The 23,894-nt window shown below is 74.8% G+C and carries 26 protein-coding genes; 11 read left to right on the top strand and 15 right to left on the bottom strand.

Annotated features, from left to right (window positions below; translation table 11 throughout):
• Nucleotides 1-52: 52 nt before the first annotated feature.
• Complete coding sequence (locus RM779_RS21850) at nucleotides 53-1,567, bottom strand: aldehyde dehydrogenase family protein (protein ID WP_311619432.1); 1,515 nt, start codon at nucleotides 1,565-1,567, stop codon at nucleotides 53-55.
• Nucleotides 1,568-1,744: 177 nt separating this feature from the next.
• Between RM779_RS21850 and RM779_RS21855 the strand changes: the two genes are divergently transcribed.
• Entirely contained in the window at nucleotides 1,745-2,551 is an 807-nt protein-coding gene (locus tag RM779_RS21855) for a phosphatase PAP2 family protein (RefSeq protein WP_311619433.1), read from the top strand.
• On the opposite strand, the gene RM779_RS21860 is transcribed toward RM779_RS21855, so the two are convergent.
• On the bottom strand, nucleotides 2,457-3,143 hold the full coding sequence (locus tag RM779_RS21860; RefSeq protein WP_394813357.1) for a response regulator: 687 nt from the start codon (nucleotides 3,141-3,143) through the stop codon (nucleotides 2,457-2,459). The genes RM779_RS21855 and RM779_RS21860 overlap by 95 nt on opposite strands.
• A complete protein-coding gene (locus tag RM779_RS21865) occupies nucleotides 3,133-4,548 on the bottom strand; it encodes a sensor histidine kinase (RefSeq protein WP_311619434.1) in 1,416 nt (471 codons plus the stop codon). The genes RM779_RS21860 and RM779_RS21865 overlap by 11 nt, the downstream gene beginning before the upstream one ends.
• A gap of 102 nt (nucleotides 4,549-4,650) precedes the next feature.
• Here RM779_RS21865 and RM779_RS21870 point away from each other — a divergent pair, with 102 nt between their 5' ends.
• Together RM779_RS21870 and RM779_RS21875 are read left to right on the top strand one after the other, a co-directional pair.
• Nucleotides 4,651-5,238: a helix-turn-helix domain-containing protein gene (locus tag RM779_RS21870; protein ID WP_311619435.1), complete on the top strand. Its 588-nt coding sequence runs from the start codon at nucleotides 4,651-4,653 to the stop codon at nucleotides 5,236-5,238.
• Between the two features lie 38 nt (nucleotides 5,239-5,276).
• Entirely contained in the window at nucleotides 5,277-5,483 is a 207-nt protein-coding gene (locus tag RM779_RS21875; RefSeq protein ID WP_311619436.1) for a hypothetical protein, read from the top strand.
• Here the strand turns inward: RM779_RS21875 and RM779_RS21880 are convergent.
• The 3 genes from RM779_RS21880 to RM779_RS21890 all read right to left on the bottom strand — a co-directional run bounded on the left by RM779_RS21880 (nucleotide 5,450) and on the right by RM779_RS21890 (nucleotide 8,868).
• Nucleotides 5,450-6,283 carry a polysaccharide lyase family protein gene (locus RM779_RS21880; RefSeq protein WP_311619437.1) on the bottom strand — a complete coding sequence of 278 codons (834 nt, stop codon included), beginning with the start codon at nucleotides 6,281-6,283 and terminating at the stop codon, nucleotides 5,450-5,452. The two genes, RM779_RS21875 and RM779_RS21880, sit on opposite strands and share 34 nt — an antisense overlap.
• 1 nt (nucleotide 6,284) lies before the next feature.
• On the bottom strand, nucleotides 6,285-7,829 hold the full coding sequence (locus tag RM779_RS21885; RefSeq protein ID WP_311619438.1) for an alkaline phosphatase D family protein: 1,545 nt from the start codon (nucleotides 7,827-7,829) through the stop codon (nucleotides 6,285-6,287).
• Nucleotides 7,830-7,971: 142 nt separating this feature from the next.
• Entirely contained in the window at nucleotides 7,972-8,868 is an 897-nt protein-coding gene (locus tag RM779_RS21890; RefSeq protein WP_311619439.1) for an aminoglycoside phosphotransferase family protein, read from the bottom strand.
• A gap of 144 nt (nucleotides 8,869-9,012) precedes the next feature.
• On the opposite strand from RM779_RS21890, the gene RM779_RS21895 reads away from it, so the two are divergent.
• The 3 genes from RM779_RS21895 to RM779_RS21905 all read left to right on the top strand — a co-directional run bounded on the left by RM779_RS21895 (nucleotide 9,013) and on the right by RM779_RS21905 (nucleotide 11,118).
• Entirely contained in the window at nucleotides 9,013-9,825 is an 813-nt protein-coding gene (locus RM779_RS21895) for a VOC family protein (RefSeq protein ID WP_311619440.1), read from the top strand.
• Nucleotides 9,826-9,929: 104 nt separating this feature from the next.
• Nucleotides 9,930-10,808, top strand: a complete 879-nt coding sequence (locus RM779_RS21900) for a fumarylacetoacetate hydrolase family protein (RefSeq protein ID WP_311619441.1) — start codon at nucleotides 9,930-9,932, stop codon at nucleotides 10,806-10,808.
• A gap of 106 nt (nucleotides 10,809-10,914) precedes the next feature.
• Nucleotides 10,915-11,118: a hypothetical protein gene (locus tag RM779_RS21905; RefSeq protein ID WP_311619442.1), complete on the top strand. Its 204-nt coding sequence runs from the start codon at nucleotides 10,915-10,917 to the stop codon at nucleotides 11,116-11,118.
• Nucleotides 11,119-11,142: 24 nt separating this feature from the next.
• Here RM779_RS21905 and RM779_RS21910 read toward each other — a convergent pair whose 3' ends face one another.
• The gene (locus RM779_RS21910; protein WP_311619443.1) at nucleotides 11,143-12,009 is read right to left on the bottom strand and encodes a phosphatidylinositol-specific phospholipase C/glycerophosphodiester phosphodiesterase family protein; all 867 of its coding nucleotides are present in this window, start codon (nucleotides 12,007-12,009) and stop codon (nucleotides 11,143-11,145) included.
• A gap of 232 nt (nucleotides 12,010-12,241) precedes the next feature.
• Here RM779_RS21910 and RM779_RS21915 point away from each other — a divergent pair, with 232 nt between their 5' ends.
• Nucleotides 12,242-12,607 carry a hypothetical protein gene (locus RM779_RS21915; RefSeq protein ID WP_311619444.1) on the top strand — a complete coding sequence of 122 codons (366 nt, stop codon included), beginning with the start codon at nucleotides 12,242-12,244 and terminating at the stop codon, nucleotides 12,605-12,607.
• Nucleotides 12,608-12,625: 18 nt separating this feature from the next.
• Here RM779_RS21915 and RM779_RS21920 read toward each other — a convergent pair whose 3' ends face one another.
• On the bottom strand, nucleotides 12,626-13,768 hold the full coding sequence (locus RM779_RS21920) for a MarP family serine protease (RefSeq protein ID WP_311619445.1): 1,143 nt from the start codon (nucleotides 13,766-13,768) through the stop codon (nucleotides 12,626-12,628).
• A gap of 76 nt (nucleotides 13,769-13,844) precedes the next feature.
• Nucleotides 13,845-14,255: a DoxX family protein gene (locus tag RM779_RS21925; RefSeq protein WP_311619446.1), complete on the bottom strand. Its 411-nt coding sequence runs from the start codon at nucleotides 14,253-14,255 to the stop codon at nucleotides 13,845-13,847.
• Between the two features lie 266 nt (nucleotides 14,256-14,521).
• Here RM779_RS21925 and RM779_RS21930 point away from each other — a divergent pair, with 266 nt between their 5' ends.
• Both RM779_RS21930 and RM779_RS21935 read left to right on the top strand, forming a co-directional pair.
• On the top strand, nucleotides 14,522-15,415 hold the full coding sequence (locus RM779_RS21930) for a SigB/SigF/SigG family RNA polymerase sigma factor (RefSeq protein ID WP_311619447.1): 894 nt from the start codon (nucleotides 14,522-14,524) through the stop codon (nucleotides 15,413-15,415).
• A 69-nt stretch (nucleotides 15,416-15,484) separates the two neighbouring features.
• Nucleotides 15,485-16,087 carry a DUF4232 domain-containing protein gene (locus RM779_RS21935; RefSeq protein ID WP_311619448.1) on the top strand — a complete coding sequence of 201 codons (603 nt, stop codon included), beginning with the start codon at nucleotides 15,485-15,487 and terminating at the stop codon, nucleotides 16,085-16,087.
• A gap of 21 nt (nucleotides 16,088-16,108) precedes the next feature.
• Here the strand turns inward: RM779_RS21935 and RM779_RS21940 are convergent, their stop codons facing one another.
• Both RM779_RS21940 and RM779_RS21945 read right to left on the bottom strand, forming a co-directional pair.
• Nucleotides 16,109-16,504 (bottom strand): carboxymuconolactone decarboxylase family protein, encoded by a 396-nt coding sequence (locus tag RM779_RS21940; RefSeq protein ID WP_311619466.1) that lies wholly within the window; start codon nucleotides 16,502-16,504, stop codon nucleotides 16,109-16,111.
• 229 nt (nucleotides 16,505-16,733) lie between these two features.
• Nucleotides 16,734-17,219, bottom strand: coding sequence for an RrF2 family transcriptional regulator (locus tag RM779_RS21945; protein WP_394813358.1), 486 nt, complete (start codon nucleotides 17,217-17,219; stop codon nucleotides 16,734-16,736).
• A gap of 126 nt (nucleotides 17,220-17,345) precedes the next feature.
• Between RM779_RS21945 and RM779_RS21950 the strand changes: the two genes are divergently transcribed.
• Complete coding sequence (locus RM779_RS21950; protein WP_311619450.1) at nucleotides 17,346-18,317, top strand: zinc-binding dehydrogenase; 972 nt, start codon at nucleotides 17,346-17,348, stop codon at nucleotides 18,315-18,317.
• Between the two features lie 49 nt (nucleotides 18,318-18,366).
• Here RM779_RS21950 and RM779_RS21955 read toward each other — a convergent pair whose 3' ends face one another.
• The 4 genes from RM779_RS21955 to RM779_RS21970 form a co-directional block, all read right to left on the bottom strand.
• Nucleotides 18,367-19,113, bottom strand: coding sequence for an ABC transporter permease (locus RM779_RS21955; RefSeq protein WP_311619451.1), 747 nt, complete (start codon nucleotides 19,111-19,113; stop codon nucleotides 18,367-18,369).
• Nucleotides 19,110-20,024, bottom strand: a complete 915-nt coding sequence (locus RM779_RS21960) for an ABC transporter ATP-binding protein (RefSeq protein WP_311619452.1) — start codon at nucleotides 20,022-20,024, stop codon at nucleotides 19,110-19,112. Before RM779_RS21960 ends, RM779_RS21955 begins: the two co-directional genes overlap by 4 nt.
• Nucleotides 20,025-20,129: 105 nt before the next feature.
• The gene (locus RM779_RS21965; RefSeq protein WP_311619453.1) at nucleotides 20,130-20,825 is read right to left on the bottom strand and encodes a response regulator transcription factor; all 696 of its coding nucleotides are present in this window, start codon (nucleotides 20,823-20,825) and stop codon (nucleotides 20,130-20,132) included.
• Nucleotides 20,822-21,946 (bottom strand): sensor histidine kinase, encoded by a 1,125-nt coding sequence (locus RM779_RS21970; protein WP_311619454.1) that lies wholly within the window; start codon nucleotides 21,944-21,946, stop codon nucleotides 20,822-20,824. Before RM779_RS21970 ends, RM779_RS21965 begins: the two co-directional genes overlap by 4 nt.
• A 148-nt stretch (nucleotides 21,947-22,094) precedes the next feature.
• Here RM779_RS21970 and RM779_RS21975 point away from each other — a divergent pair.
• Nucleotides 22,095-23,894: serine/threonine-protein kinase (locus tag RM779_RS21975; protein ID WP_311619455.1), on the top strand; the 1,800-nt coding region annotated here is incomplete at its 3' end.

Genomic DNA, 23,894 nt, shown 5'->3' on the forward strand with positions numbered 1-23,894 from the left:
GCGTCCCGCGCGGTCGCCGGCCCGGCCCGGCCCGGCCCGGCCCGCGGGCAGGTCACCGGACGGGCAGCTCCCGCGGGGTGCGCTGAATGCTGATCCAGTGCTCGCTGGTGAACTCGTCGAACACCCAGCCGCCGCCGAACCGCCCGAGCCCGGAGTCCTTCTCGCCGCCGAACGCCGCGTTCACGTCGTCGTGCACCGTGGTGTCGTTCACGTGCGTCATGCCCGCCTCGACGTGCCGCGCGAACCGCAGGCCGCGTTCCACGTCGCGCGTGAAGACGCCGCTGGACAGGCCGTACTCGGTCTGGTTCGCCAGGGCCAGGGCGTCGTCCTCGTCCCGGGCCTCGATGATCGTCGCGACCGGGCCGAAGACCTCCTCCGACGCGGTGGCGAGGTGCTGCCCGCCGACGAGGAGGTGCGGCGGCAGCACCCGCCCGGTGGGCCCCGAGGGCTCGCCCGAGACCAGCAGCCGCCCGCCCTGCTGAACGGCGCGCCGCACCTTCTCGCGGACGGAGGCGAGCTGGCGGTCGTTGATGATCGGCCCGATCTCCGTGCGTTCGTCCCGCGGGTCGCCGGTGACCAGCGCCTCGGCCCGCGCCACGCAGCGCTCCACGAACGCGTCGTGGATCGAGGCGTCGACGATCACGCGGTTGGTCGCCATGCAGATCTGGCCCTGGTGGAAGTAGCTGCCGTACACGGCGGCCGAGACCGCCGCGTCCAGATCGGCGTCGTCGAGGACGACCAGCGGCCCGTTGCCGCCGAGTTCGAGTGCGAGCTTCTTCAGCCCGGCCTGCCGGGCGATGCCGCGGCCGACCGGTGTCGAGCCGGTGAACGAGATGACCCGCGGTACCTCGTGCCGCACCATCGCGTCGCCGATCTCGCTGCCCCGGCCGATGACGACGCCGAGCACGCCGGGCGGCAGCCCGGCCTCCTCGTAGATCTTCGCCAGCAGCAGCCCGCCGGTCACCGGCGTGTCCCCGGCCGGCTTGAGCACCACCGCGTTGCCCGCGGCCAGCGCGGGGGCGACGGAGCGGTTGGCGAGGAACAGCGGGAAGTTCCACGGGCCGATCACCCCGATCACCCCGGCCGGGCGGCGGTACACCCGGTTCTCCTTGCCCGGGGTGTCCGAGGGCACCGTCCGCATTTCGAGGAACGTGCGGGAGGCCGCCAGCCGCGTGATCGCCAGGCAGATGTCCAGCTCCATCGCGACCCGCGAACGGATGCACCCCGCCTCCCGCACCAGCCAGTCGCCGATCTCGCCGGCCCGTTCGGCCATGAGCACGGAGGCCCGGCCGAGGACCGCGGCCCGCTCCGCGGCGGGCGCGGCGCCCCAGGCGCGCTGCGCCTCGGCCGCCGCCTGGTAGGCGTCGTCCACGTCGGACGCGTCGGCGAGCGGGATCTCGGTCAGCTTGTCGCCGGTGTAGGGGTCGACGTCTGCCTGTGCCGAGTCCGCGCGCCCGGGCCGCCACGCGCCGGCGATCGGCATGCGGTCGAAGCCGGTGTACGGGGCGGGGGCGGGCCGGGGGGCCGGAGGCGCGGGGTTGCTCCGGGCGGGCGTCTGCGTGGCCATGCGGGACCTCTCGTGCGGGGTTTTTATCCGATATAGCCAGATTGGCGGCTGTTGTCGCGTTCCCCGCCGACGCCACGCCGGAACCGCGCGCCGCGTCAAGCCCGACGAAGGTCAGGGGCGGACCCTGCCGTTCGCCGGGGGCCGCGGCCCCCGGCCGCCGCCTACGGTCCCGTGGCCATGTGCCCACAACCACAGCAACCGCATCAACCACAGCAACCACAGCAACCACATCGACGACCGCATCCCGGCGGCCGCGCCGCGCGGCTGGCCCTGGCCGCCGCCGTCACCGCCGCCTGCGCCCTGATCCTGGGGTGGCTCTCGCCCGGCGGGCTCGGCTCGCCAGGACCCGAGACCGTGACCGGCGGGGTGTCCGCCGACCTCTACCGCACCGTGACGGACGGCGTGGCGGACGTGCCGCACTGGGCGGCGTTCCTCGGCGAGGCCGCCACCGAGGCGGGCCTGGTGGCGCTGGGCCTGCTGCTGCTGTGGACCGGTCGGCGCGGCCTGCGCCGCACCGACCCGCGCCTGGTCGCCGGGGTGCTGCTCACGGGCGCGGCCACCGTGGCCGCGTACGGGCTGAGCGAGTCGCTGAAGCTGGTCGTGGACCAGGAACGGCCCTGCCGGGCGCTGCCGGGGGCCGACGCGCTGGCGGCCTGCCCGCCGCCGGGCGACTGGTCGTTCCCCAGCAATCACGCCACGCTCGCCGTCGCCCTCGCCACCGGTCTGGTGTGGCTGTGGCCCAGAGCCGCGGCGGCCGTGGTGACGGCGGGCGCCGCGACGGCGGCGCTGCGCGTGGTGATCGGCGTGCACTACCCGCACGACGTGCTGGCCGGCGCCGCGCTCGGCGCCGCCGTGACCGCCGCCGCGATGCTCGTGGCGCTCCCCGCGGTCACGTCCCTCGTGGCGGCACGATTCCCGCTTCGTGGGCGACCACCGCGGCAGCGGCCCGGTTCGGCACGCCGAGCCGGGACAGGACCGAGCTGACGTGCCCCTTGACCGTGCCCTCGACCAGGCCGAGGCGGCGCGCGATCCCCCGGTTGGACACTCCGGCGCCCAGCAGCGCCAGCACCTCGCGTTCCCGCGGCGTCAGCGCCGCGACCCGCCCGGCCGCGGGCCCCGGCGCGGGGCGGGCCGCGGCGAGGTGGGTGATGACGCGGGCCGCGACCTTCGGCGAGAGGTAGGCGGCGCCCTCGGCCACCGCCCGCACGCCCGCGAGCAGCTCCTCCGGCTCGCCCGACTTGATGAGGAAGCCCTGGGCGCCGCCGCGCAGGGCGCGCAGGATGTAGTCGTCCTCGCCGAACGTCGTCAGCATCACCACGCCCGTCCCCGGCAGGGTGCGGCGGATCTCGGCCGCCGCGGCGATGCCGTCCGTGCCGGGCATGCGGATGTCGAGGACGGCCACCTCGGGCCGGTGGCGCTGCGCCAGGTCGACCGCGCCGCGCCCGTCGCCCGCCTCGGCGACGACGCCGATGCCGGGGTCGGTGGCCAGCACGGCGCGCACCCCGGCGCGGATCATCGGCTCGTCGTCGGCGATCAGAACCCGGATCACGGGCGCCTCCCGGGGCTCAGTGGACAAGGGCCGTCCTGGAGACCAGCCGCCCGTCCCGCCAGCAGAGGCGGTAGGCGTCGCCGGCCCGGTCGGCCAGGGGGTTCGCCGTGATCGCGTAGTACTCGCACACCGTCCCCCGCCCGCCGGGCGGGTCGGGCTCGTCCGGCACGCGGTGCGGGGTCTGGTGGTCCGGCAGGGCGGCGGCGACCTCGGCCCGGCTCTGCCCGAGGTGCAGGCCGTCGAACACGGCGGCGTCGAGCACCGCCCGCGAGGCGGCGACCGTGCTCCACGCCATCAGCACCGCGCTGAGCAGCACGAAGCCGCCGAGCGGCAGCGTGGCCACGGCCAGCAGCGAACGCCCCGTGCGGCGCCGCGCCTCGCGGTGCTCGCGCGCGACCGCGGTGGGCGCGGGCGGCGGCAGCGCCGCGGGCGCGCGGTGCGGCAGGCGCGCCGTCACGGCGAACCCGCCGTCCGCCGCCGGCCCGTGGGCCAGGCCGCCACCGGCCAGCCGGACCCGTTCGGCCAGGCCGATGAGGCCGTGGCCGCCCGCGGCGGCCGTGCCGTGGCCGGCGGGCGCCGGGCCGTTGCGCACCTCGACGCGGGTCTCGCCGCGGTCGGCGTCGTGCACGAGGCGGACCGCGACGGCGGCGCCCGCCGCGTGCTTCGTGACGTTGGTGATGCCTTCCTGCACCACGCGGAACGCGGCCCGCACGACGCGCGGCGGCAGGTCCTCGGCCGCGCCCTCGACGTCCAGCGTCACCGTCAGACCGGCCGCCCGCGCGGCGTGCACCAGGCCGGGAACGTGCTCGGGCGCCGGTCCGCCGCCCTCTGCGGCCTCTGCGGCCTCTGTGCCCGCTGCGTCCTCGCGGAGCAGGCCGACGACCTCGCCGAGGCGCTCCGCGGCGTCCCCCGCCCTGGCCCTGATGTCCCCGGCGACCGCGCGGTGCTCCGCGCCGAGGCCGGGGGCGAGCTTGAGGGCCCCGGCGGACAGGGCGATCAGGCTCAGGTCGTGGCCGAGCGCGTCGTGCATGTCCTGGGCGATGCGGGTCCGCTCGCGCAGCCTCGCCTGCTCGGCGATCAGGCGCTGCTCGCGTTCGAGCCGGGCGGCCCGCTCCCAGCCGCCCCGCAGCAGCTCGCGGTAGTGGCGCCAGAACCGGCCCGCCCACCAGGGCAGCAGGGTGCCGAGCGCGAGGAACGCGACGAAGGTGCTGCCCCTGGCCAGCCAGGCGGGGGAGAGCAGGGCGGCGGCGCAGCCGGCGGCGAGCAGCACCGCGAGCACCGGCGCGGCGACGCGGGCGCTCCCGGGGCGGCCCCCGCACAGGAACGCGGCGGTGGCGGCGGGCAGCACCCACCAGGGACTGTGCACGGCACTGAGAGCGGCCCCCGCCGCCGCGACGGCGGCGGGCAGCAGTCCGGGCGGCGGCGATATCACGGCCGCCAGCTTACGCAGGGGCGCGGAGCCGCCCGGACGATGGAAAAGAAACATTGCTCAAAAAAACTTGCGCAGTTTTCCTTTCCTATCTAGGTTCGTGACATGACTCCCGAGACCTCCCGCACGATCACCGACCTCGGCACCCTCAAGGCGTTCGCGCACCCGCTGCGCCTGCGGCTCTACCGGTCGCTCACGGTGGCGGGCGCCGCGACCGCGTCGCAGCTCGCGGAGCAGGCGGACGAGGCGGTCTCCCTCGTCAGCTACCACCTGCGCAAGCTCGCCGCCCACGGGCTCATCCAGGAGGCCGAGGGCCGCAGCACCGACAGCCGCGAGCGCTGGTGGGAGCTCGCGCAGCGCGGGGTGACGTTCCGCGACCGTGACTTCAGCGACGCCCCGGAGCGGGCCGCCGCCCTCGGCGCGGCGGTGCGCCTGCTGTTCCGCCAGCGTGTCGAGATGTACGAGCGGTATCTCGACGAGCAGGCGGCCTGGGGCGAGGAGTGGCGCGCCGCCGCCATCAGCTCCGAGTCCCTGCTGTCGCTGACGGCCCAGGAGCTGGCGGCGCTCGAACAGGAGATGTACGCGGTGGTGGACAAGTGGCAGGCACACGGCCGGGCCGCCGCCGAGGCCGGCGACACCGAGGGCCGGGAGAGCGTCACCCTGCACCGCTACGGATTCCCGTTCCGTCCCTGAGCCCGCGTGGCGGCCCGACACCGAGGAGGAGAAGCGGCATGCACCCCGACGTTCACCTGGCGGTCGAGCGCTACCGCGCCCGCGAGCTGCGGGCCGCCGCGGCCCCGCGGCCGGCGCTCGCGCGCCGCCGCGTGCGGGCCGTGGGGTGGCGGCTCGGCTGGGCGCTGGTGGAGACCGGCCTGCGGCTGGTCCACCGCAGCGGCCCGGCGCCTCAGCGCGGGGCGAAGACACCGATCGCGTCGTAGGCGTGCCAGGAGCCTGCCGTCTTCTCCAGCGTCAGCACGTTCTCCCCGGCCGTGAACGCGGCGGCGGGCAGGGGCAGTTCGACGAAGGACGGCTTGAGGGGGCTGCCCGTCCTGGTGGCGTCGCCCTCCAGGGAGCCCTTCGTGGCGCCCTTCTCGAAGGTGATGCCGTCGATCCGCGTGCCGTTGAGGGACAGTTCGGCCTCGCCGGGCGCCGTCGCGTGCGTGTCCGTCAGCCACAGGGCGAATCCGGGGTCCGCCGCCGGGGCCGCGTCCAGCGCGAACCGCAGGGTGAACGTGTGCCGCCGCCGCCCCGCCCAGCCGTCCGCGGGCCCCGGGTGCAGGTAGGGCCAGTGGGCCCCCGGATTGCTGCTGCCCTGCCGGTAGTCGACCCCGTCGGGGAACGTGTCGAGGTAGTCGGCGCTGCCCGCCGGGGACAGCGCGAACTCCAGCCCCTTGTGGTCGAACTCGCCGACGGCCGCGAGGGGCCGCCCCGTCGCGTACGAGGCGGTGGTCGTCGCCGAGGCCGTCGCGGCCCGCCCCCGCGCGCCCGAGGCCATGACGGCGACCACCCGGTAGTGCCAGGTGACGGCCCGCGGGCCGAGTACCGCGTGCGTGAGGTGCGGGTAGAGGGTGCGCGCGAGCAGCGTCTCCTCGCTCTCCCGCGGGGCCCGGCCGCGGGCCGCGTACACCGCGTAGTGGTCCACCAGCGGCATCCACGGCGCCGCGTGCCACGTCAGGTCGACGGCCGCGATCCGCCCCGAGGCGCGCAGGCCGCGCACCGGATGAGCCAGATAGGACATGTCAGTTCACCTTTTCCAGACCCGGGCGTCCTGCCTCGGTGACGAAACGGGCGAGTGTGGACACCGGGGCCTGCGCGTCGCGCTGCACCCAGGACACGGCGCGGAAGTCCGCGGTCAGCTCCCGCGGCGTCATCCGGCACAGCGTGTAACCGCGGCGCCCGCTGTAGAACTTGACCCACGGATGCTGCGTCCAGTCCGGCTCGTACGGGTCGGTGTCCGCGCCGTCGCCGTCGGAGGCGATCGAGGTGGTGATCAGTTCCGAGCCGACGACGGGCGAGCCCGGATCGGCGAAGTCGGCGTGCAGGTCGCCCGCGGTCGCCCGGTGCGTGTCGCCGGTCAGTACCACCGGGTTGGTGACGGACGGGTCCGCGAAGGTGTCGAGCAGCCGCTGCCGCGCGGCGGGGAACCCGTCCCACTGGTCGACGCGGTCGTCCGTGACGTGCATGACGGCGACCTGCTGCGCGAGCACGTTCCACGTGGTGCGCGAGCCGCGCAGCCCGTCGAGCAGCCACCGTTCCTGCGAGGCGCCGAGGATGCTGCCGCGCTCGGGGGCGCGGTGCTGGCGGGTGTCGAGCACATTGAACGTGGCGAGGTCGCCGATCACCAGCCGCCGCTGGTAGCGGGCGTCGGGGCCGCCGATCGGCAGCGCGGCGCGCGGCAGCGGCGCGTTCTCGTACAGCGCGCGGTAGGCGACCGCCCGGCGCAGCCGGAAGTCCTCGGGCGGGATGCCGTACGCGGAGGTCTCGTCCGCGTAGTTGTTCTGCACCTCGTGGTCGTCCGGCGTGATGACGAACGGGGCGGCGGCGTGCGCGGCCTGGAGGTCCGGGTCGGTCTTGGTGAGGGCGTACCGCAGCCGGTACTCGGCGAGGGTGACCGTCTCGCGGTCGTGGCCCTCGCCGGGCGTCACGCCCTCCCGCCACAGGTTGGCCGCGGTGATGGCGTACTCGTAGATGTAGTCGCCGAGGAAGAACACCACGTCGGGCGCGTCCGCCGCCAGATGCCGGTGCGCGGAGAACCAGCCGTGGTACCACGCCTGGCAGGACGCGGTGGCGAAGGTGAACGAGGCCGGCCGCGTTCCGGCGCGCGGCGCGGTGCGGACGCGCCCCACCGGGCTGGTCCAGCGGCCGGTGCGGAACCGGTAGAAGTACAGCCGCTCGGGGCGCAGTCCGCGGACCCGCGGGTGCACGGAGTGCGCCAGCTCGGCCGTGGCCAGCGCGTGCCCCCGGCGCACGACACGGCGGAAGCGCTCATCCTCCGCGACCTCCCAGCGCACGTCGAACGGCGCGAGCGGCATACCCCCGTGCCCGTCGGGGGCCAGCGGCTCGGGCGCGAGCCGCGTCCACAACTCGAAGCCGTCGTCCGAGGGATCGCCGGAGGCGATGCCGAGCCGGAACGGGTCGTCGCGCAGGCGCGCGCCCGACCAGGCGGCCTCGGCGGTGCCGGGCACGCCGATCCCGGCGAGCAGGGCCGCCGAACTGACGCCCGCGGCCTTGAGCAGCGAACGACGGCGCGGGTGGGTCGGGGAGTTCGGGGGGTGTGCGTCCATGTGCGGTGCCGCGGCTCCTGCTCGAGCGCCCGTTCGGCGCCGGTCGAGGAGCACCCTCGCCGAGCGGGGTGACGTGCGTGCCTCGGGTCGGCGACGTGCGGGAGACGTGAAGGTGAGCGCGCGGCACCGCTGTTGCCGCGGGTCAGCCCAGGCGGGCCGCGCCGCGCTCGGCGAAGCCGATCCACGCCTCGGCCGCCGCGGCCGTGAAGTGGCGGATGGCCCAGTCGGTCATGCGCAGGCTCATGCACGCCCACGCCGGGCGCAGCACCTCCTCCGGAAAGCCGGCCAGGATCTCGTCCAGGCGCTCGGCGACGCCCGGCTCCGCCGCGTCGGGGTAAAGCCCGAAGCGGAGGGTGACCAGGTCGAAGCGGCGGTCGCCGCGGCCCGCGCCGTCCCAGTCGACGACGCCGGTGACCGTTCCGCCGGGCCCGGCCAGCAGGTTCCCCGGGTGGAAGTCGTGGTGCACGGCGTCCACACCGGGCAGCCGTCCCGGGGCGCTCGCGCCGACCTCCGCGATCCACGCCTCCAGCGCTGCGCTGCGCCGGCTGAACTCCCGCAGCGGGCCGTGCAGGCAGAAGCCGGGCCCGTCGCCGGTCAGGTACAGCTCGGTCTCCGGCACCTCGGGGTGGCCGGCGAGGCGGCCGGCCTGGAGGTCGTTCAGGGCGAGGGCGCGGTCGAGCGCGGCGTGGCCGAGTCGGCCGGGCGGCGCGCCGGGCAGCAGTTCCTGGACGAGGACCACGTCGGGCCCGACCTGCGCGGACAGCTCGGTGGCGGGTGCGGGGTAGCCGGCGGCCCGCAGCACGTCGGTGACGGCGACCGGGCCGGCGCGCAGGTCGGCCAGGCGGGTGCCGGGACGCCACTTCAGCACGGCGCGGTGGCCGTCCGGCAGGCGGACGTAGGCCGTGCCGACCTGGCCGCCGGGGCAGGGGCCCTCGACGGTGAGCCGGACGCCGGTGTGCTCGTACAGGGCGTCGGCCATGCGTACGGGATCGAGGCGGGCAACGCGCTGCCAGCCGGCGGGCTCGCTGGAATCGTTCACCGTGCCGATTATCACCGGAGTGGCTAGCGTGGAATGGCCTGGTTCGGCAGCGAATCAGCGTGATCAGCGGACCACCGTGATCAGCGTGACCGGCGATGACCACCGTGACCGGTGACGATCAGCGAGGGAAAGGATGGCCTGGCCATGTCCGACCTTGTCGCGGGCTTCTCCGCGGGCACGCCCTGCTGGGCGGACGCCACCGTGCCGGATGTGGCGGCCGGCAAGCGGTTCTACGAGCAGCTGTTCGGCTGGAGCTTCGGGACGGACTCGGCCGAGTACGGCGGCTACGCGCAGGCGACTCTGGACGGCCGGGCCGTCGCCGCCCTCGCGCCGCAGATGGCGGGCCAGGACGTGCCGCCGTCGTGGACGCTGTACCTCGCCTCGCCCGATGCCGCGGCCACCGCCGAGCGGGTGCGGGAGCACGGCGGCCGGGTACTGATGGAGCCCATGGAGGTCGGCGAGTTCGGCCGGATGGTGACGGCCGCCGACCCGGGCGGGGTGCTGTTCGGCGTGTGGGAGGCGGGCAGCCACCACGGGTTCGAACGGCGCGACGAGCCGGGGACGTTCTGCTGGGCGGAGCTGGTGACGCGCGATCCCGCGGCGGCCGACGCGTTCTTCCCCGCCGTGTTCCCCTACGACGTGCAGCGGATGGAGGACCCGGACGCCTCGCTCGACTACAAGGTGTACGGGTTCGGCGGCACCCCCGCGCTCGGCCGGATGGCGATGCCGCCCACGGCCCCCGACGGGATGCCGCCGCACGCCGAGATCTACTTCGCGGTGCCGGACTGCGACGGCGCGGTGGAGACCGTGCAGCAGCTGGGCGGCCGGCTGATCGACGGGCCGGTGGACAGCCCCTTCGGCCGCTTCGCCGCCGTGGCCGACCCGCAGGGCATGACGTTCGCGGTGATCGACGTCTCGGCGGCCAGCGGCGAGCCGCCGGCGACCCGGCCCGCCTGAGGCACGGCACGGCCCGGTGACCCGAACGGTTGAGTGAAACGTGCCTGCTGGGGGAGAGTGCGATCAAGCACGCCACGGCACGTACAGCGAGGAGTCACCCCATCATGCGTCTCATGCGCATCGGCGAACCGGGCCACGAGCGTCCCGTGCTCGTCTCAGGCGACGGCAACGGCACCGGCGACGGCACCGGCGAGCGCTACCACGACCTGCGGCCCGTCACCGCGGACATCGACGGCGCGTTCCTGGCCGCGCTCGCCGAGGACCCCGCCCTCGTGCCCGACCCGGCCGCGCTGCCGGAGACCTCCATCGAAGGGGAACGGATCGGCGCCCCCGTGGCCCGGCCCTCCGCGGTGCTGTGCATCGGGCAGAACTACGCGGCGCACGCCGCCGAGTCCGGCGCGGAACCGCCCAAGCGGCCCATCCTCTTCTACAAGTCGCCCAACACGGTCGTCGGTCCCCGCGACGACGTGCTGATCCCGCGCGGCTCGGTCAGGACGGACTGGGAGGTGGAGCTGGCCGTGGTCATCGGCCGCCGCGCCCGTTACCTCTCCTCGCCCGCCGAGGCCCTGGCGCACGTCGCCGGCTACGCGGTCAGCAACGACGTCTCCGAACGGGCCTTCCAGCTGGAGGAGTCCGGCGGGCAGTGGTCCAAGGGCAAGAGCTGCGAGACGTTCAACCCGCTCGGCCCGGTGCTGGTCACGCCGGACGAGGCCGGGGACCCGCGCGAGCTGCGGCTGCGCTCGTGGGTCAACGGGGAGCCGCGGCAGGACTCCACCACCGCGGACATGATCTTCGGCGTGGCCGAGCTGATCCACGACCTGTCCCAGTACCTCGTGCTCGAACCCGGCGACGTCATCAACACCGGCACCCCGGAGGGCGTCGCCCTCTCCGGGCGGTTCCCCTACCTCGGCGCCGGCGATGTGGTGGAGCTGGAGATCTCCGGTCTCGGGCGGCAGCGCTCCGTCCTCCACCCCGCGCCCTGACCCGCGGCGCGGGCCGCCCGGCCCGGCGGCCCGCGGCCAACTGGCGTTCCGCGCGCCACCCTTCCGGGTGGCGCGCGGGCCAGGGCCGCCCGGATAGGTTGGCGCCATGGCTGAGCACCACGTGATCAGCGTCCGGTTCGACGGCGGTCCTCGCGACGGCCGGACCATCGATGTCGTCATCACCGGCCGCGTGCCGCTGCCGTTGATGCTGGCGGCACGGCAGAGCGGCGGTCTGTACGAGCTCCAGTGCACCGAGGGGCGGGGGACGCGGTACGCCTGGGTCGAGGATCTGCCCGCCAGGAGCCACTGACCCCCGGCGGGCGGACGCCCGTCGCTACCGGTCCTCCGCCCGGAGGAACGCGGCGAGTCCGGCGAGGTCGTCGGTGTTGAGGTGGTCCGCGTCCGCCGCGATCAGCTCGCGCCAGACGGCCTCGCGTTCCGGGCCAGGCAGGTCGGGCGTCGCCCAGAAGCGGACGCGCTGCCCGGCCGCGTGCGCCGCGGCGGTGATGCCGTGCAGCCGCTCGCGTTCCGCCGCCGGCATCGGCCCGGTGCCCTGCCACGTGAAGCTGCTGGTCCAGTTCCCGCTGATCAGCGGGATGAACGAGGCGGGCGTCCCCGTTCCGAGATCGTCGAGACGGCCGTCGTAGAACGCGTGGCGCACCCGTTCCTGCTCCATCGGCACGCGGGCGGCCCGGTCGCCGGAGATCACGGCGGTGACCGCGCCGGTGCGCACCCGGCCGTGTGCCGCGGAGCTGAGGATGCGGCGGTAGGGGCGCAGCCGGCGCGACAGTTCGCGGTAGGTGGCCTCGCCGGTGTTCTTGAGGTCGATCAGCAGCTGGAGCGAGGCCGGGTGCCCGCGGTACACGTGGCCGCGGTGCGCGCGGACGCGGGCCAGCAGCGGGTCGAGGTACAGCGCCTCCAGCGTGCGGCGCGGGTCGAGGTCGACCTCGTCGTGTGCGACGAGCAACTGCCCGTCGACCAGCCAGATGTCGGCCTCGACACTGGTGAAGCCCTGGGCGAGGGCGTCGTGCAGCGGGCGTTCGTGCTCGTAGTCGTTGTGGGCGTGCGCCCGGCGCAGGGGCGCGGGCACCGGCCGCCACCCGCCTCCCTCGGCGCGGGCCGGTGCGGCGACCGCGCCGACGAGCGTGGCGGAGAGGGCGGCTGCACTGCCAAGGACACGACGGCGACTGGGATTTTCCACGGTGACTCCCCGGAGCGGCGGGACCGGACGCGTGTGAGTATCCGGGCGCGCGGCCGCCGCAGGTGGCCGGAATCGAAGTTTTCTTCGACCGGTCATCCGTGCGTTCCCCGCTGCACGCATGGTCCGCGGCATTTGGGAAGAATATGAACCAGAGGCGGAAGCTGACGGCGTTTCAGCTGCAGTCCTCGGGCTACTCGTTGGCTTCCGTATCGTGGAAGCAACGGAGGTAGAAATGAGTCCCAACGGAACTGCCACGCGCGTGTTCGACGAGGTCCATATCGGCAAGGGCGTGCGGCCCGTCGCGCAGCACGGCTTCGTGGCCGTCGATCGCGGGCGGCTGAAGCTGCTCGGCTCCGACCGGCAGGAGATCGTCAGCGCCCCCATGAGCAAGGTGGCGGCGGCCAAGGCCCGCTTCAGCGGCGGCAAGACCCTCGCCATGAAGGTGGCCGGCACCCGGTACACCGTCTCGCCCGGCTGGGGCGACCGCGCCGGGAAGCTGCTGCGCCCAGGACGCCCGGAGCGGGTGGCACGCGACACCGAGGAGCTGCTGGGCCTGATCGAGGCCGACGGCGGCACCGTCGAGCGGCGGGACGCGTGACCCCCGCCGCCCGGTCGGTCAGCCGGCCTGCTCCGCGTGGCCGCGGATCTGGTCCGCGGTCAGCACGTACCCCGTCTGCGCATCGGTGACGGAACGGGCGAAGACCATGCCGTAGACCTGGCCGTCCGTGGTGAGCAGGGGACCTCCCGAGTTCCCCGGGCGCACCAGGGAGCGGACGGTGTAGATGTCGCGGGTGACGACGCTGCTGCCGTCGATGTCCTGCCCCCGCGCCGAGGTGCGGCCGGCGACCGTCGCGGCTCGCACGTCCAGCGGCCCGTCCTCCGGATACCCCGCGACCACCCCGGGGTCGCCGCGCTCCGCATCGCCGGCGAGAGTCAGCGCGGGCGCCTGGAGGCCCGGCACGCTGAGCACGGCCACATCGGTGTCCGGGTCGAAGAGGATCACACTGGCCTCCATGCGCCGGCCGACGCCGCCGACCTGCACGGCCGTCACATCGGCCCCCTCGACCACGTGCGCATTGGTCATCACGCGCTCGTCCGCGTAGACGAATCCGCTGCCCTCCTGGCCGGAGAAGCCCGCGCTCGCGGTGACCTTCACCGTGCTGTTCTGCGCGGCGGCGACCGCGGCCTGCGTCACATTGTCGCCGGAGGGCTCGGGCACCTCGGCGGTCGGCGCGTTCTCGAAGGGGTTGAAGACCTGCGGGAATCCGGCGTCGCCCAGCACGTCGGTGGCCCGGTTGAACCACGTCGGCGCCTGGTCCGGCATCCGGTCCTGGACGGCGCCGAGCACGCGGGAGTCCGACACCGCCTGGTTGAGCCCGGGGGAGGGGGTGGGGGTCAGCGCGCTCGCGGCTATCCAGGCGACGAGCAGCACGCCGACCGCGTTGAACGCCGAGCCGCCCACGCCGTCGAGCCACCGCGCGGGCGCCCACCGCACCGAGTCCCGCAACTGCACCGCCAGCGGCCAGGCCAGCGCCTGCCCCACGGCGGCGGGCACCAGCACGACCACCAGCGCGACGATCGTGGCGGAGGCGGAGCCCGGCTCCATGTGGTCCACGACGAACGGCAGCAGCCACACCCCGAGCGCGGCGCCGCCGACGAAGCCGATCAGCGAGACGACACCGGCGATCAGCCCCCGCAGGAAGCCGGAGACCGCCGCGACGACCACCGCGAGCAGCAGCAGCGCGTCGAGCAGATTCACCCCGCCACCCCCTTGGTGCCGTTCGTCCGGACAGAGAACGCGACGGGGGGCGGCGAGGTTCCCGTGGGGCCGTTCGCTAGAACAGCGGCCCGGTCCAGAGGAGGCCGATGTCGTCCCCCGCGATCGAGAACAGCCCGAGCAGCATCAGTGCCGCGCCGCCGAGCGCGAGATCCTTGTTGAACTGGATCATCTCACTCTGCCGCGCTCCCGCGTCGGTCTCCTTCCAGAACGGGTGCATGAACACCGCGGTCGGGATGAGGAAGAGGGCCAGCAGCAGGGCGCCGAGGTCCGGCCACACGCCGAGCAGCACGCTGAGCGCGCCCACCAGCATGAACGCCCCGGAGCCCAGGACGGAAGCCTGCGGCAGCGGAACGCCCTTGGCGGCGGCGTAACCGGCCATGCCCTTGCTCTGGGTCAGGTGACCGACGGCGGAGCTGAGGAAGAGGGGGACGAAAAGGATTCGCCCGACAAGCACCAGGATGTCCATGGCTGCCTCCGGAGAGTGCCCGCCCTGCGGACAGGGCAGGACAGGACCTGGTTCCACTCTGCCGCCGCCCCGGCGGCCCGGCAACCGGAGCGGTGGCCCGTTCGCGGTGGCGCGTTCGCGGTGGCGCGTTCGCGGTGGCGCGTTCGCGGTGGCCCGTTTACCGCTCCTGTGCTCGGGCAGGGGCCCATAAAGCCCGGAGCAACTCAGTGCAAGACCGGGCAGAAGGTATCAATGCGAATCTGCCGTCGACGCCTCGGAGAGCAGTGATGAGGACCTCGACCCGCACGACACCGCGCACGAAGAACCGCACCGCACCCCGCACCACCCGGCGCGGGGCGACCCGCCCCGCGCCGCCCCGCCCGCGCCGCCGCAGGCACCCGCACGACGACGCGCCGGACACCGGCCCCCAGTTCGAGCGCATCGCGGCGCTGCCGGACGGCCCGGAACGCAGGCGGCTGTGCGACGAAGTGGTCAGCGCCTGGCTGCCGATGGCCGACCGGCTGGCCCGCAACTTCCGCGACCGCGGCGAAAGCCAGGAGGACCTGGCCCAGGTCGCCGCCCTCGGCCTGGTCAAGGCCGTGCGCGGCTACGACCCGCACCGCGGCAACGCGTTCGAGAGCTACGCCGTGCCGACCATCGTCGGCGAGGTCAAGCGTCACTTCAGGGACCACCTGTGGGGGCTGCACGTGCCGCGCCGCACGCAGGAGCTGCGCAACCGGGTCAGGGCCGCCCAGCGCAGCCTGGAGTGCCGCGTGGACGACCGGCCGCCCGGCGTGGCGGCGCTGGCCGAGGCCGGCGGGCTGACGCAGGAGGAGGTCAGGGAGGGCATGGCCGCCCTGGAGAGCTACCGGCCGCTGTCCCTGGACGCGGACCTCAGCCGCGGCGGCGACGGCGGCTACAGCCTGGCCGACACCGTCGGCGGCCCGGACGCCGGGTACGAACGGGTGGTGCGCATGGCGGCCGTCCGCCCCAAGCTGCGCGCCCTGTCCGAACGCGAACGGCACCTCCTCTACCTGCGGTTCTACCGGGAGCTGACGCAGCGCGAGATCGGCGCGCGGCTCGGCATCTCCCAGATGCACGTCTCCCGCCTGCTGAACCGGATCTGCGCGCGCATCCACGACGAGATCGAGGCGGACGGGGGCGTCCCGGGGCGCCCCTGATCCGTTCCCGATCCGCGCCCCCGGTCCGTTCCCGATCCGCCCTCCGCACACTCGTGCGATCATCGGGCGATGAGAACCCCCAGGGCGCATCGCCGCGCGCCGCTGCTCGTGCTGGCCGCGGCCGGCCTGCTGGCCGCCGCCGGCTGCGGCACCGGGGCCGCGGCCCCCGCCGCCGCCCCGGCCGCGGAGCCGGCCATGGTGCCGCCCTCCTCCGCCGCGCCGGAGCGGGCGCCCGGCTGCGCCGACTCCGGTGTGCGCGTCACGGCGGGCCTCGTGGAGGCGGCGATGGGGCTGCGGGTGCTGAGTATCGAGCTGGCCAACTGCGGCACCGAGCCGTACGCCGTACACGGCTATCCGCGACTGACGCTGCTCGACGACCGGCTGCGGCCCCTGGACGCCGAGGTGGCCGAGGGCTCGGCGGATATCGCGGTCGTCGAGGGCTTCGACGACCCGCCCGAGCCGTTCACGCTCCGGCCGGGGGAACGGGCCACCGCGGGGCTGCTGTGGCGGAACACCGTGCTCGGCGGCCAGGGGGCGCCGGTCGTCGCCGAGCACATCCGGGCCGCGCCGGCGCCCGGCGGGGAGGGGCAGGTGCTGACGCCGGACGGCGGCATCGACCTCGGCACCACCGGCGAGGCCGGTGTCAGCGCCTGGCGCCCGCTCCCCCGGTAGGCCGGCCACGACCGGGGCCGGTCAGGTGCCCGCGACGTTCCGGACGGCGACGTTGATGCGGTTCCAGGCGTTGATCGCGGCGATGGCCATGACCAGCGTGGCCAGGGACTCCTCGTCGTAGTGGCGGGCGGCCTCCGCCCAGACGTCCTGCGGGACGCCGTCCGCGGCGTCGGCGATGCGCGTGGCCGATTCGGCGAGGGCGAGCGCGGCGCGCTCCGCGTCGGTGAAGTACGGCGTCTCCCGCCAGGCGGCCACGGCGAACAGCCGCTCGTCGCTGTCGCCGGCCTGCTTCGCCTCGCGGGCGTGCATGTCGACGCAGTAGCCGCAGCCGTTGATCTGGCTGACGCGCAGGCGCAGCAGTTCGAGCGTGCGCTGCGGCACGCGCCCGGCGCCGATCGAGGACTCCAGGGCGAGCATCGCCCGGTAGCCGTCGCGGGCGAGCTTGCGCACGCTGAGCCGGGGCTGCTGGTGGGTGGTGGGGCTGCTGGTCATGCCGGGTCTCCTCGTTCTGTCTGCTCGGTCTCTTCTATCTGCTCTGTCTGCTCTGTCTGTTCGTCCTGCCGGGAAACTCATCCCAGATATCCAGGACGTTTTTTATCCAGGATCGCGGCGCGGGGCGCCGCGCGACGCATGCGCTGCCGCGCCGTCAGGTGCGCAGGCCGGCGAACCAGCTCCGCGTACTCGCCGGGGTGCCCGGGTGGCGCTTCTCCACGGTGGCCTTGACCTCGGCCAGCGTCCGGCCGGCCAGCTCCTTGCGCCAGGCCAGCTCGGCCCGCCGCATGGACTGTGCGACGACGCACTGCTGCCGGTAGTCGACGTCCTCCCGGCCGCCGGGCCCCCGGCGCAGCACCTCGTCGCAGCGGAACGCCTCGCCGGTGCCCTCGATCGCCGTCACCACGTCGAGGAGCGTGATCTCCTCCGGTGCCCTGGCCAGCCGGAAGCCGCCCCGCGGCCCTGGGGTGGAGGTGACGATGCCCGCCCGGACGAGCGCCTGGAGCTGCTTGTTGAGATAGGCGGGGGGCAGCTGGTAGAACGCGGCGAGCCGCGCCGCCGTCATCGCCTCACCCGGCTCGATCCAGGTCAGGTTCAGGCAGCTGTGCAGCGCCCACTCGACACCCTCGCCCATCCGCATAAGCTGGATGTTAGACGTCCAGGTTTACCGCCGCAACCCACCGTCCGTCGCGCCGGATTGACTTCAAGTGTGCTTGAAGTTGAAGTCTTGGGGGTCAGGACAACCCAGCGGGAAAAGGTGAGCGCGATGCAGGAGATCCGGGTGGCGGAGTTCGGCGGACCCGAGGTCCTGGTGCCAACGGAGGCGCCGGACCCCGTGCCGGGCCCAGGACAGGTCGTCATCGCGGCCGCGGCCGTCGACACCATCTTCGTGGAGGCGCAGATCAGGAGCGGCGCGGCGCGGGAGTGGTTCCCGGCCGACCCGCCGTTCGTGCCCGGCGGCGGCGTCGCCGGCCATATCGCCGCCACCGGCCCCGGCGTCGACCCGTCCTGGCGGGGACGGCCCGTCGTCACGGTCGCCGTGACGAACGGCGCGTACACGCAACGGGCCGTCGCCGCCGTGGAGGACGTCGTGCCCGTGCCCGACGGGCTCGGGCTGCGGGAGGCCGCGGCGCTCGCCCACGACGGGGTCACGGCGATGAGCCTGTTCGAGCCGATGCGCCCCCGGCCCGGCACCTGGGTGCTCATCACCGCCGCGGCCGGCGGCATGGGCGTGCTGCTCGTGCAGCTCGCGCGCGCGGCCGGGGCGCGCGTCATCGGCGCCGCCCGCGGCGCGCGCAAGCTCACACTCGTCCGGGACCTGGGCGCCGAGGCCGCCGTCGACTACACGCTGCCCGGCTGGGCGGACCAGGTGCGCGCCCGCACCGGCGACCAGGGCGTCGACCTGGTCTGGGACGGCGCGGGCGGCGAGGCGGGCTCGGCGGCGTTCGGCCTGGTCGCCGACGGCGGGCGGTTCTCCGCGCACGGCGCGCCCGGCGGCGGCTTCTTCGCCCCCGACCCGGCCGAGGCCGCCCGCCGCGGCATCGAGCTGCGGGGCATCGAACACCTGCAGCTGCCGCCGGCGGAGCGGACCCGGCAGCTCGCGCGGGTCGTCGAGGCGGCCGCGGCCGGCCGGTTCCGCCCCGTCATCGGCCGGACGTTCCCGCTGGCCGACGCGGCGGCGGCGCACTCCGCCATCGAGCGCAGGGACACGCTCGGCAAAACCCTGCTCCTGCCCTGACGGGACCGGCCGCCACGCGTCACATGCCGCCGCGTCACATGCCGCCGCGTCACACGTCGCGGCGGCGCAGCAGCGCCGCCGCGGCCAGCAGGGCCAGCGCCGTGTAGCCGGTCACCAGCAGCAGCGAGGGCCAGGCGCCGAGCGAGCCGACCGCGTCCGTCGAGGCGTCCGAGGTCTGCATCAGCTTCTCCAGCGCCGCCGTCGGGCTGCTCCCGGCGACCCACCGCTCCGCCCCGCCGAACAGCGGGCCGAGCATCGAGGGCAGCAGCAGCGCCGCGATCACCGCCGTGACGGTGCCCGCGGCATGCCGGATCAGCGTGCCCGCGGCGAGCCCGAGCAGCCCGGCCACCGAGAACGCCGCGGCCACGCCGAACAGCGCGGGCAGCGGCTCCCCCTGCGCGTACCCGTCGTCCAGCAGCGCGTCCCCGACCAGGTACGCGCCCGCGGTGGCGGGCAGCGCCAGCGCGTACAGCAGCCCGGCGACCAGCACCGCCTTGGCCGCGAGCACCGTTCCGCGGCGCGGCACCACCGCGAACGTCGTCCTGACGGTGCCGCTGCCGTACTCCCCGCACACCGTCAGCGCCCCGACCACCGCCGCCAGCATCAGCGCCGGTACCGACAGGGTCAGGCTGCCGCCCAGCACCGTGTCGTCCGGCTGGAGGCTCCCCGTCGCGGCGACGAACGCCGCGCCCGGCGCGGGCAGCGCCGCCATGACGGCGGTCGTCCACACCGTGGAACGAACGCTGCGGAACTTGACCCACTCGAACGCCAGCGCCTGCCGGAACCGCCGCGTCACCGGGCCACCTCCGCCCGGTACTCGCCGGTGGCCCCGGCCATCGCCGTGTAGACCTCTTCCAGCGACGACAGCCGCGGCGTCAGCTCGTGCAGCGCCACCCCGTGGCGGCTGGCCAGCTCGCCGATCGCCGCCGTCGCCAGCCCGTCCACCAGCCACCCGCCGCGCGCGTCGAGCGACACCCGGCCGCCCGCCGCCCGGAGCAACTCCCGCAGCCGTTCCGGCTCCGGGCCGCGGACCAGGGTCTGGCCGCCGGAATGCGACTCGATGAACTCCCGCATCGGCGCGTCGGCCAGCAGCCGGCCGCGCCCGATCACCACCAGGTGGTCCGCGGTCAGCTCCAGCTCGCTCATCAGATGGCTGGACAGGAACACCGTCCGCCCCTCGGCCGCCAGCGACTTCATCAGCTCCCTGATCCAGCGGATGCCCTCGGTGTCGAGACCGTTGACGGGCTCGTCGAGGATCAGCACCGCCGGATCGCCGAGCAGCGCGGCGGCGATGCCGAGGCGCTGGCCCATCCCGAGCGAGAAGCCGTTCGTCCGCCGCCGCGCGGTCGCCGGGTCGAGACCCACCTCCCGGAGCACCTCGTCCACCCGGCTCCGCGGTATCCCGCTGCCCGCCGCCATGCCCGCCAGGTGCGCGTACGCGGAACGCCCGCCGTGCACGCCCTTCGCGTCCAGCAGCGAGCCGACGGTGCGCAGCGGCGCGGCCAGCTCGGCGTAGGCCCGGCCGCCGACCAGCGCGCTGCCCGAGGTGGGCGCGTCCAGGCCGAGGATCATCCGCATCGTGGTCGACTTGCCCGCGCCGTTCGGCCCGAGGAATCCGGTCACCCGGCCGGGCCGCACCGTGAACGAGAGCCCGTCGACGGCGGACTTCGCGCCGTACCGCTTCGTCAGCTCGTGTACATCGATCATGTCCCCGACGCTAGGCAGCCGCGCCCGCCCCGCCATCTGCCGAACGGAGTCGCCCGCTACTGCGCCGGGAGTACCCCCGCCGCCGCCCGCCGCCGCCCGCCGCCGTTACCCCGCGGAACGGCGGCCGGGGTCCCCGGCGCGCACCAGGCCCGTTTCGTAGGCGAGGACGACCAGCTGGGCGCGGTCGCGTGCGCCCAGCTTCGTCATGGCGCGGCTGACGTGCGTCTTGGCCGTCAGCGGGGACATCAGCAGCTTCCCGCCGATCTCCTCGTTGGAGAGACCGGCCGCGACCAGGGCCATCACCTCGCGTTCCCGCGCGGTCAGCGGCGCCAGCCGGGCCGCGCCGTCGGCCAGCGGCGCGCGCAGCCGCGCGAACTCCTCGATCACCCGGCGGGTCACCGCGGGCGCGAGGAGGCTGCGGCCCGCGGCGACCGTGCGGATCGCGTCGCGCAGGTCGTCGGGATCGATGTCCTTCAGCAGGAAGCCGGCCGCGCCGCGGCGCAGCGACTCGAAAACGTACTCGTCCGCCTCGAAAGTCGTCAGCACCAGCACCGCGACCCCGTCCAGGGCAGGGTCCGCGGCGATCGCCCGTGTCGCGGCGAGACCGTCCATCCGCGGCATCCTGATGTCCATCAGCACCACGTCGGGCCGCGTGGTGCGGACCGCCTCCACCGCCTGCGCGCCGTCCGCCGCCTCCGCGACCACCACCAGGTCGTCCGTCAGGTCGAGCAGCGCGCGGAAACCGGCCCTGACGACGGTCTGGTCGTCGGCCAGCACGACGCGGACGCGCGGCGCGGTCATGCCGCGCCCCGCGCCGCGGGCCGCGGGGAGGCCGCGGGCAGGCTCGCGCTGACCCGGAAACCGCCGCCCGGCACGACCCCGTACTCCAGGCTGCCGCCCACCGCCGTGGCCCGTTCGCGCATGCCGAGCAGCCCGAACCCCGTGCCGCCGCCCGCGTGCGCGCCCGCGGTGCCGTCGTCGGTCACCTCCACCAGCAGCCGGCCGTCCGCGGCGCGGACGGACACGGCGGCGTGGCGCGCGTTCGAGTGCTTCACCACGTTGGTCAGCGCCTCCTGCACGATGCGGTACGCGGTCAGCTCCACCACCGGCGGCAGCGGACCGGCCGCCGGCGGACCGGCCGCGAGGTGCAGCGTCACCGGCAGCGGGAGGCGTTCGGTCAGCTCCGCCAGCTGGGCCAGCCGCGGCGCGGGCGCGGCGGGCGCGCCGGTGTCGTTCTCGCGGAGGATCGTCACCGTCGTCCGCAGCTCGCGCACCGCCTCCTTGCCCGAGTCCCGCACCTGCTGGAGCGCGGCCCGCGCCACCTCGGGTCTGCGGTCGAACGCGTCGAGCGCGACCCCGGCCTGCACGGTCATCGCCGAGACGGTGTGCGCCACCACGTCGTGCAACTCGCGGGCGATCCGCACGCGCTCCTCGCGCAACCGGCGCGTCGTCTCCTGCCGGTGCTCCGACTCGGCGCGCCGGGCCAGCTCTTGCCGACCGCGCACCACCTCGCCGAGCAGCAGCGGAACCAGCGGAATGAGCATCTCCAGCACCGGGGACGGCACCGCCCCCTCCTCCTGCCCGGAGATCACCGCGGCGGCGCCCGAGAGCAGCGCGCCCACCACCGCGACGCGCAGCGTCCGGCGCCGGTCGCCCTGCACCGCCACGAAGTACAGGGCGACCATCACCGGCAGGTTCAGCAGCTCACCGATGTGGCCGTACAACGTCCACGTCAGGCTCGCGGCCCCCGTCACCACGGCGGCGAGCAGCGGCCTGCGCCGGTGCGCGAGCAGCCCGAGCATGGTGACCGCGAGCAGCGCCCAGCTGATCCAGTCGTCCTCGCGCGTCCCCGGCACATTGCTGGCCAGATCGGCGGCGGTCACGCAGCAGACGGCCACGGTGAGCAGCAGTTCCACGCCCATGCCCCCACCGTAGGCGCGCCCGGCACCGGGCGCGTACGACGGAGGGAGTAGCCCGCGGCACCACCCTTGGCTTCGCTGTACGGCTGGTGATTGGGTAGTCGGGCAGAGGCCGGGTGGTCCGGGGTGCGTGTTCCGGTGGAGGGGCGAGATGGAGCCGTTGGCGGAGGGCGATCCGGCGCGGGTGGGTTCGTTCGTGTTGCGTGGCCGGCTGGGCGCGGGCGGGATGGGGCAGGTCTTCCTGGGCCGGTCGCCGGCCGGGCGGGCGGCGGCGGTGAAGGTCGTGCATCCGCATCTGGCGCGGCAGGCGGAGTTCCGGCGCCGTTTCGTGCGTGAGATCGCGGCGGTCGAACGGGTCAGCGGCGCGTTCACGGCGGCGGTGATGGCGGCTGGTCCGGAGGACGATCCGCCGTGGATCGCGACGATGTACGTTCCCGGGCCGACGCTGGCGGAGGCGGTGGCCAGAGGCGGTCCGTTGCCGGAGGCGTCGGTGTGGCCGCTGGCGGCCGGGCTGGTCGAGGCGTTGCAGGCCATCCACGTGAAGAAGCTGTTCCACCGTGATCTCAAGCCGTCGAACGTGCTGCTGGCGATGGACGGCCCGCGGGTGATCGACTTCGGGATCGCGCGGGCGATGGACGATACCGCGTTGACCGGGACGAACATGGCGGTGGGGACTCCGGGTTTCATGTCTCCTGAGCAGGCCGAGGGGCGGGAGGTGGGGACGGCCAGTGACGTTTTCGCGCTGGGCGGCGTGCTCGCCTTCGCCGCCGGTGGGAGCCCGCCGTTCGGTGCGGGCCCGCCGCTGGCGATCCTCCATCGTGTGGTCGCCGGCCGGCCACAGCTGGATGGGGTGCCGCCCGGCCCCGTTCGCGACCTGGTCGCCGCCTGCCTGGCGAAGGACCCCGCCGAGCGGCCCACCACGGCGGAGCTCGTCGAGCGGATCGGCGCCCGCTGGAGCCCGCCCGAGGATCTCCAGGACACCGCGCCGTGGCCCTCGGCGGTGACCACCCTCATCCAGGAGCGGGAGACGGGCGGCACGGCTCCCTACACCGAGCACGCCGACGCGGAACGGGAAGACCTCGACAGCCGTCACCAGCAGGCCAAGGAAGCCACCAGGACCGCGGGCCCCGCGGAGGCGGCGCGTCTGATGGGCGAGGTCGCGGCCGACCGGGCGCGTGTCCTGGGGCCTGATGACCCGGCGACCCTGTCCTCCCGGCATGAGCACGCGTGGCTGGTCGGGGAGGCGGGGGACCGTGAGGAGGCGGCGCGTCTGATGGCCGGGGTGGTGGCTGACCGGTCGCGTGTCCTGGGGCCTGACCACTGGGAGACCTTGTCGTCTCGTGATGAGTATGTGTGGGATGTCGCGGAGGCGGGGCGGCGGGAGGAGGCGGCGGGTCTGATGGCGGAGTTGATCGCCGACCGGGCGCGTGTCTTCGGGGCGGACGACTGGAACACTCTTCGTTACCGCCACATCGAGTCCTGGAACGCTTACAAGCTGGGGCGGCGTGCGGAGGCCGCGCGGTTGATGGCGGAGTTGGCGGCCGACTACGAGCGGGTGCTCGGGTCCGATCACCAACAGACGCTGCTGTCCCGTCACGACCACGCCTGGCTGATCGCACATGCGGGGGAGCGTGCGGAGGGGGCGCGTTTGATGGGCGACGTCGCGGCCGACCGGGCGCGTGTCCTGGGTCCCGATGAGTGGGCGACCTTGCATTCCCGGCATGAGCACGCGTGGCTGTTCGGTGGGCCGGGGCGGTGGGAGGAGGCGGCGCGTCTGATGGCCGGGGTGGTGGCTGACCGGGCGCGTGTCCTGGGTCCCGATCGCTGGGAGACCTTGTCGTCTCGTGATGAGTATGTGTGGGATGTCGCGGAGGCGGGGCGGCGGGAGGAGGCGGCGGGTCTGATGGCGGAGTTGATCGCCGACCGGGCGCGTGTCTTCGGGGCGGACGAC

The organism is Streptomyces johnsoniae, from assembly GCF_031845565.1.
Classification (GTDB): Bacteria; Actinomycetota; Actinomycetes; order Streptomycetales; family Streptomycetaceae; genus Streptomyces; species Streptomyces johnsoniae.

What these genes read in the sequence shown, in the direction of transcription:
- RM779_RS21850 (WP_311619432.1), bottom strand. Translation starts at nt 1,567, where the DNA reads ATGGCCACGCAGACGCCCGCCCGGAGCAACCCCGCGCCTCCGGCCCCC.
- RM779_RS21855 (WP_311619433.1), top strand. Translation starts at nt 1,745, where the DNA reads ATGTGCCCACAACCACAGCAACCGCATCAACCACAGCAACCACAGCAA.
- RM779_RS21870 (WP_311619435.1), top strand. Translation starts at nt 4,651, where the DNA reads ATGACTCCCGAGACCTCCCGCACGATCACCGACCTCGGCACCCTCAAG.
- RM779_RS21875 (WP_311619436.1), top strand. Translation starts at nt 5,277, where the DNA reads ATGCACCCCGACGTTCACCTGGCGGTCGAGCGCTACCGCGCCCGCGAG.
- RM779_RS21880 (WP_311619437.1), bottom strand. Translation starts at nt 6,283, where the DNA reads ATGTCCTATCTGGCTCATCCGGTGCGCGGCCTGCGCGCCTCGGGGCGG.
- RM779_RS21885 (WP_311619438.1), bottom strand. Translation starts at nt 7,829, where the DNA reads ATGGACGCACACCCCCCGAACTCCCCGACCCACCCGCGCCGTCGTTCG.
- RM779_RS21895 (WP_311619440.1), top strand. Translation starts at nt 9,013, where the DNA reads ATGTCCGACCTTGTCGCGGGCTTCTCCGCGGGCACGCCCTGCTGGGCG.
- RM779_RS21900 (WP_311619441.1), top strand. Translation starts at nt 9,930, where the DNA reads ATGCGTCTCATGCGCATCGGCGAACCGGGCCACGAGCGTCCCGTGCTC.
- RM779_RS21905 (WP_311619442.1), top strand. Translation starts at nt 10,915, where the DNA reads ATGGCTGAGCACCACGTGATCAGCGTCCGGTTCGACGGCGGTCCTCGC.
- RM779_RS21915 (WP_311619444.1), top strand. Translation starts at nt 12,242, where the DNA reads ATGAGTCCCAACGGAACTGCCACGCGCGTGTTCGACGAGGTCCATATC.
- RM779_RS21925 (WP_311619446.1), bottom strand. Translation starts at nt 14,255, where the DNA reads ATGGACATCCTGGTGCTTGTCGGGCGAATCCTTTTCGTCCCCCTCTTC.
- RM779_RS21930 (WP_311619447.1), top strand. Translation starts at nt 14,522, where the DNA reads ATGAGGACCTCGACCCGCACGACACCGCGCACGAAGAACCGCACCGCA.
- RM779_RS21935 (WP_311619448.1), top strand. Translation starts at nt 15,485, where the DNA reads ATGAGAACCCCCAGGGCGCATCGCCGCGCGCCGCTGCTCGTGCTGGCC.
- RM779_RS21940 (WP_311619466.1), bottom strand. Translation starts at nt 16,504, where the DNA reads ATGCTCGCCCTGGAGTCCTCGATCGGCGCCGGGCGCGTGCCGCAGCGC.
- RM779_RS21945 (WP_394813358.1), bottom strand. Translation starts at nt 17,219, where the DNA reads ATGCGGATGGGCGAGGGTGTCGAGTGGGCGCTGCACAGCTGCCTGAAC.
- RM779_RS21950 (WP_311619450.1), top strand. Translation starts at nt 17,346, where the DNA reads ATGCAGGAGATCCGGGTGGCGGAGTTCGGCGGACCCGAGGTCCTGGTG.
- RM779_RS21960 (WP_311619452.1), bottom strand. Translation starts at nt 20,024, where the DNA reads ATGATCGATGTACACGAGCTGACGAAGCGGTACGGCGCGAAGTCCGCC.
- RM779_RS21965 (WP_311619453.1), bottom strand. Translation starts at nt 20,825, where the DNA reads ATGACCGCGCCGCGCGTCCGCGTCGTGCTGGCCGACGACCAGACCGTC.
- RM779_RS21970 (WP_311619454.1), bottom strand. Translation starts at nt 21,946, where the DNA reads ATGGGCGTGGAACTGCTGCTCACCGTGGCCGTCTGCTGCGTGACCGCC.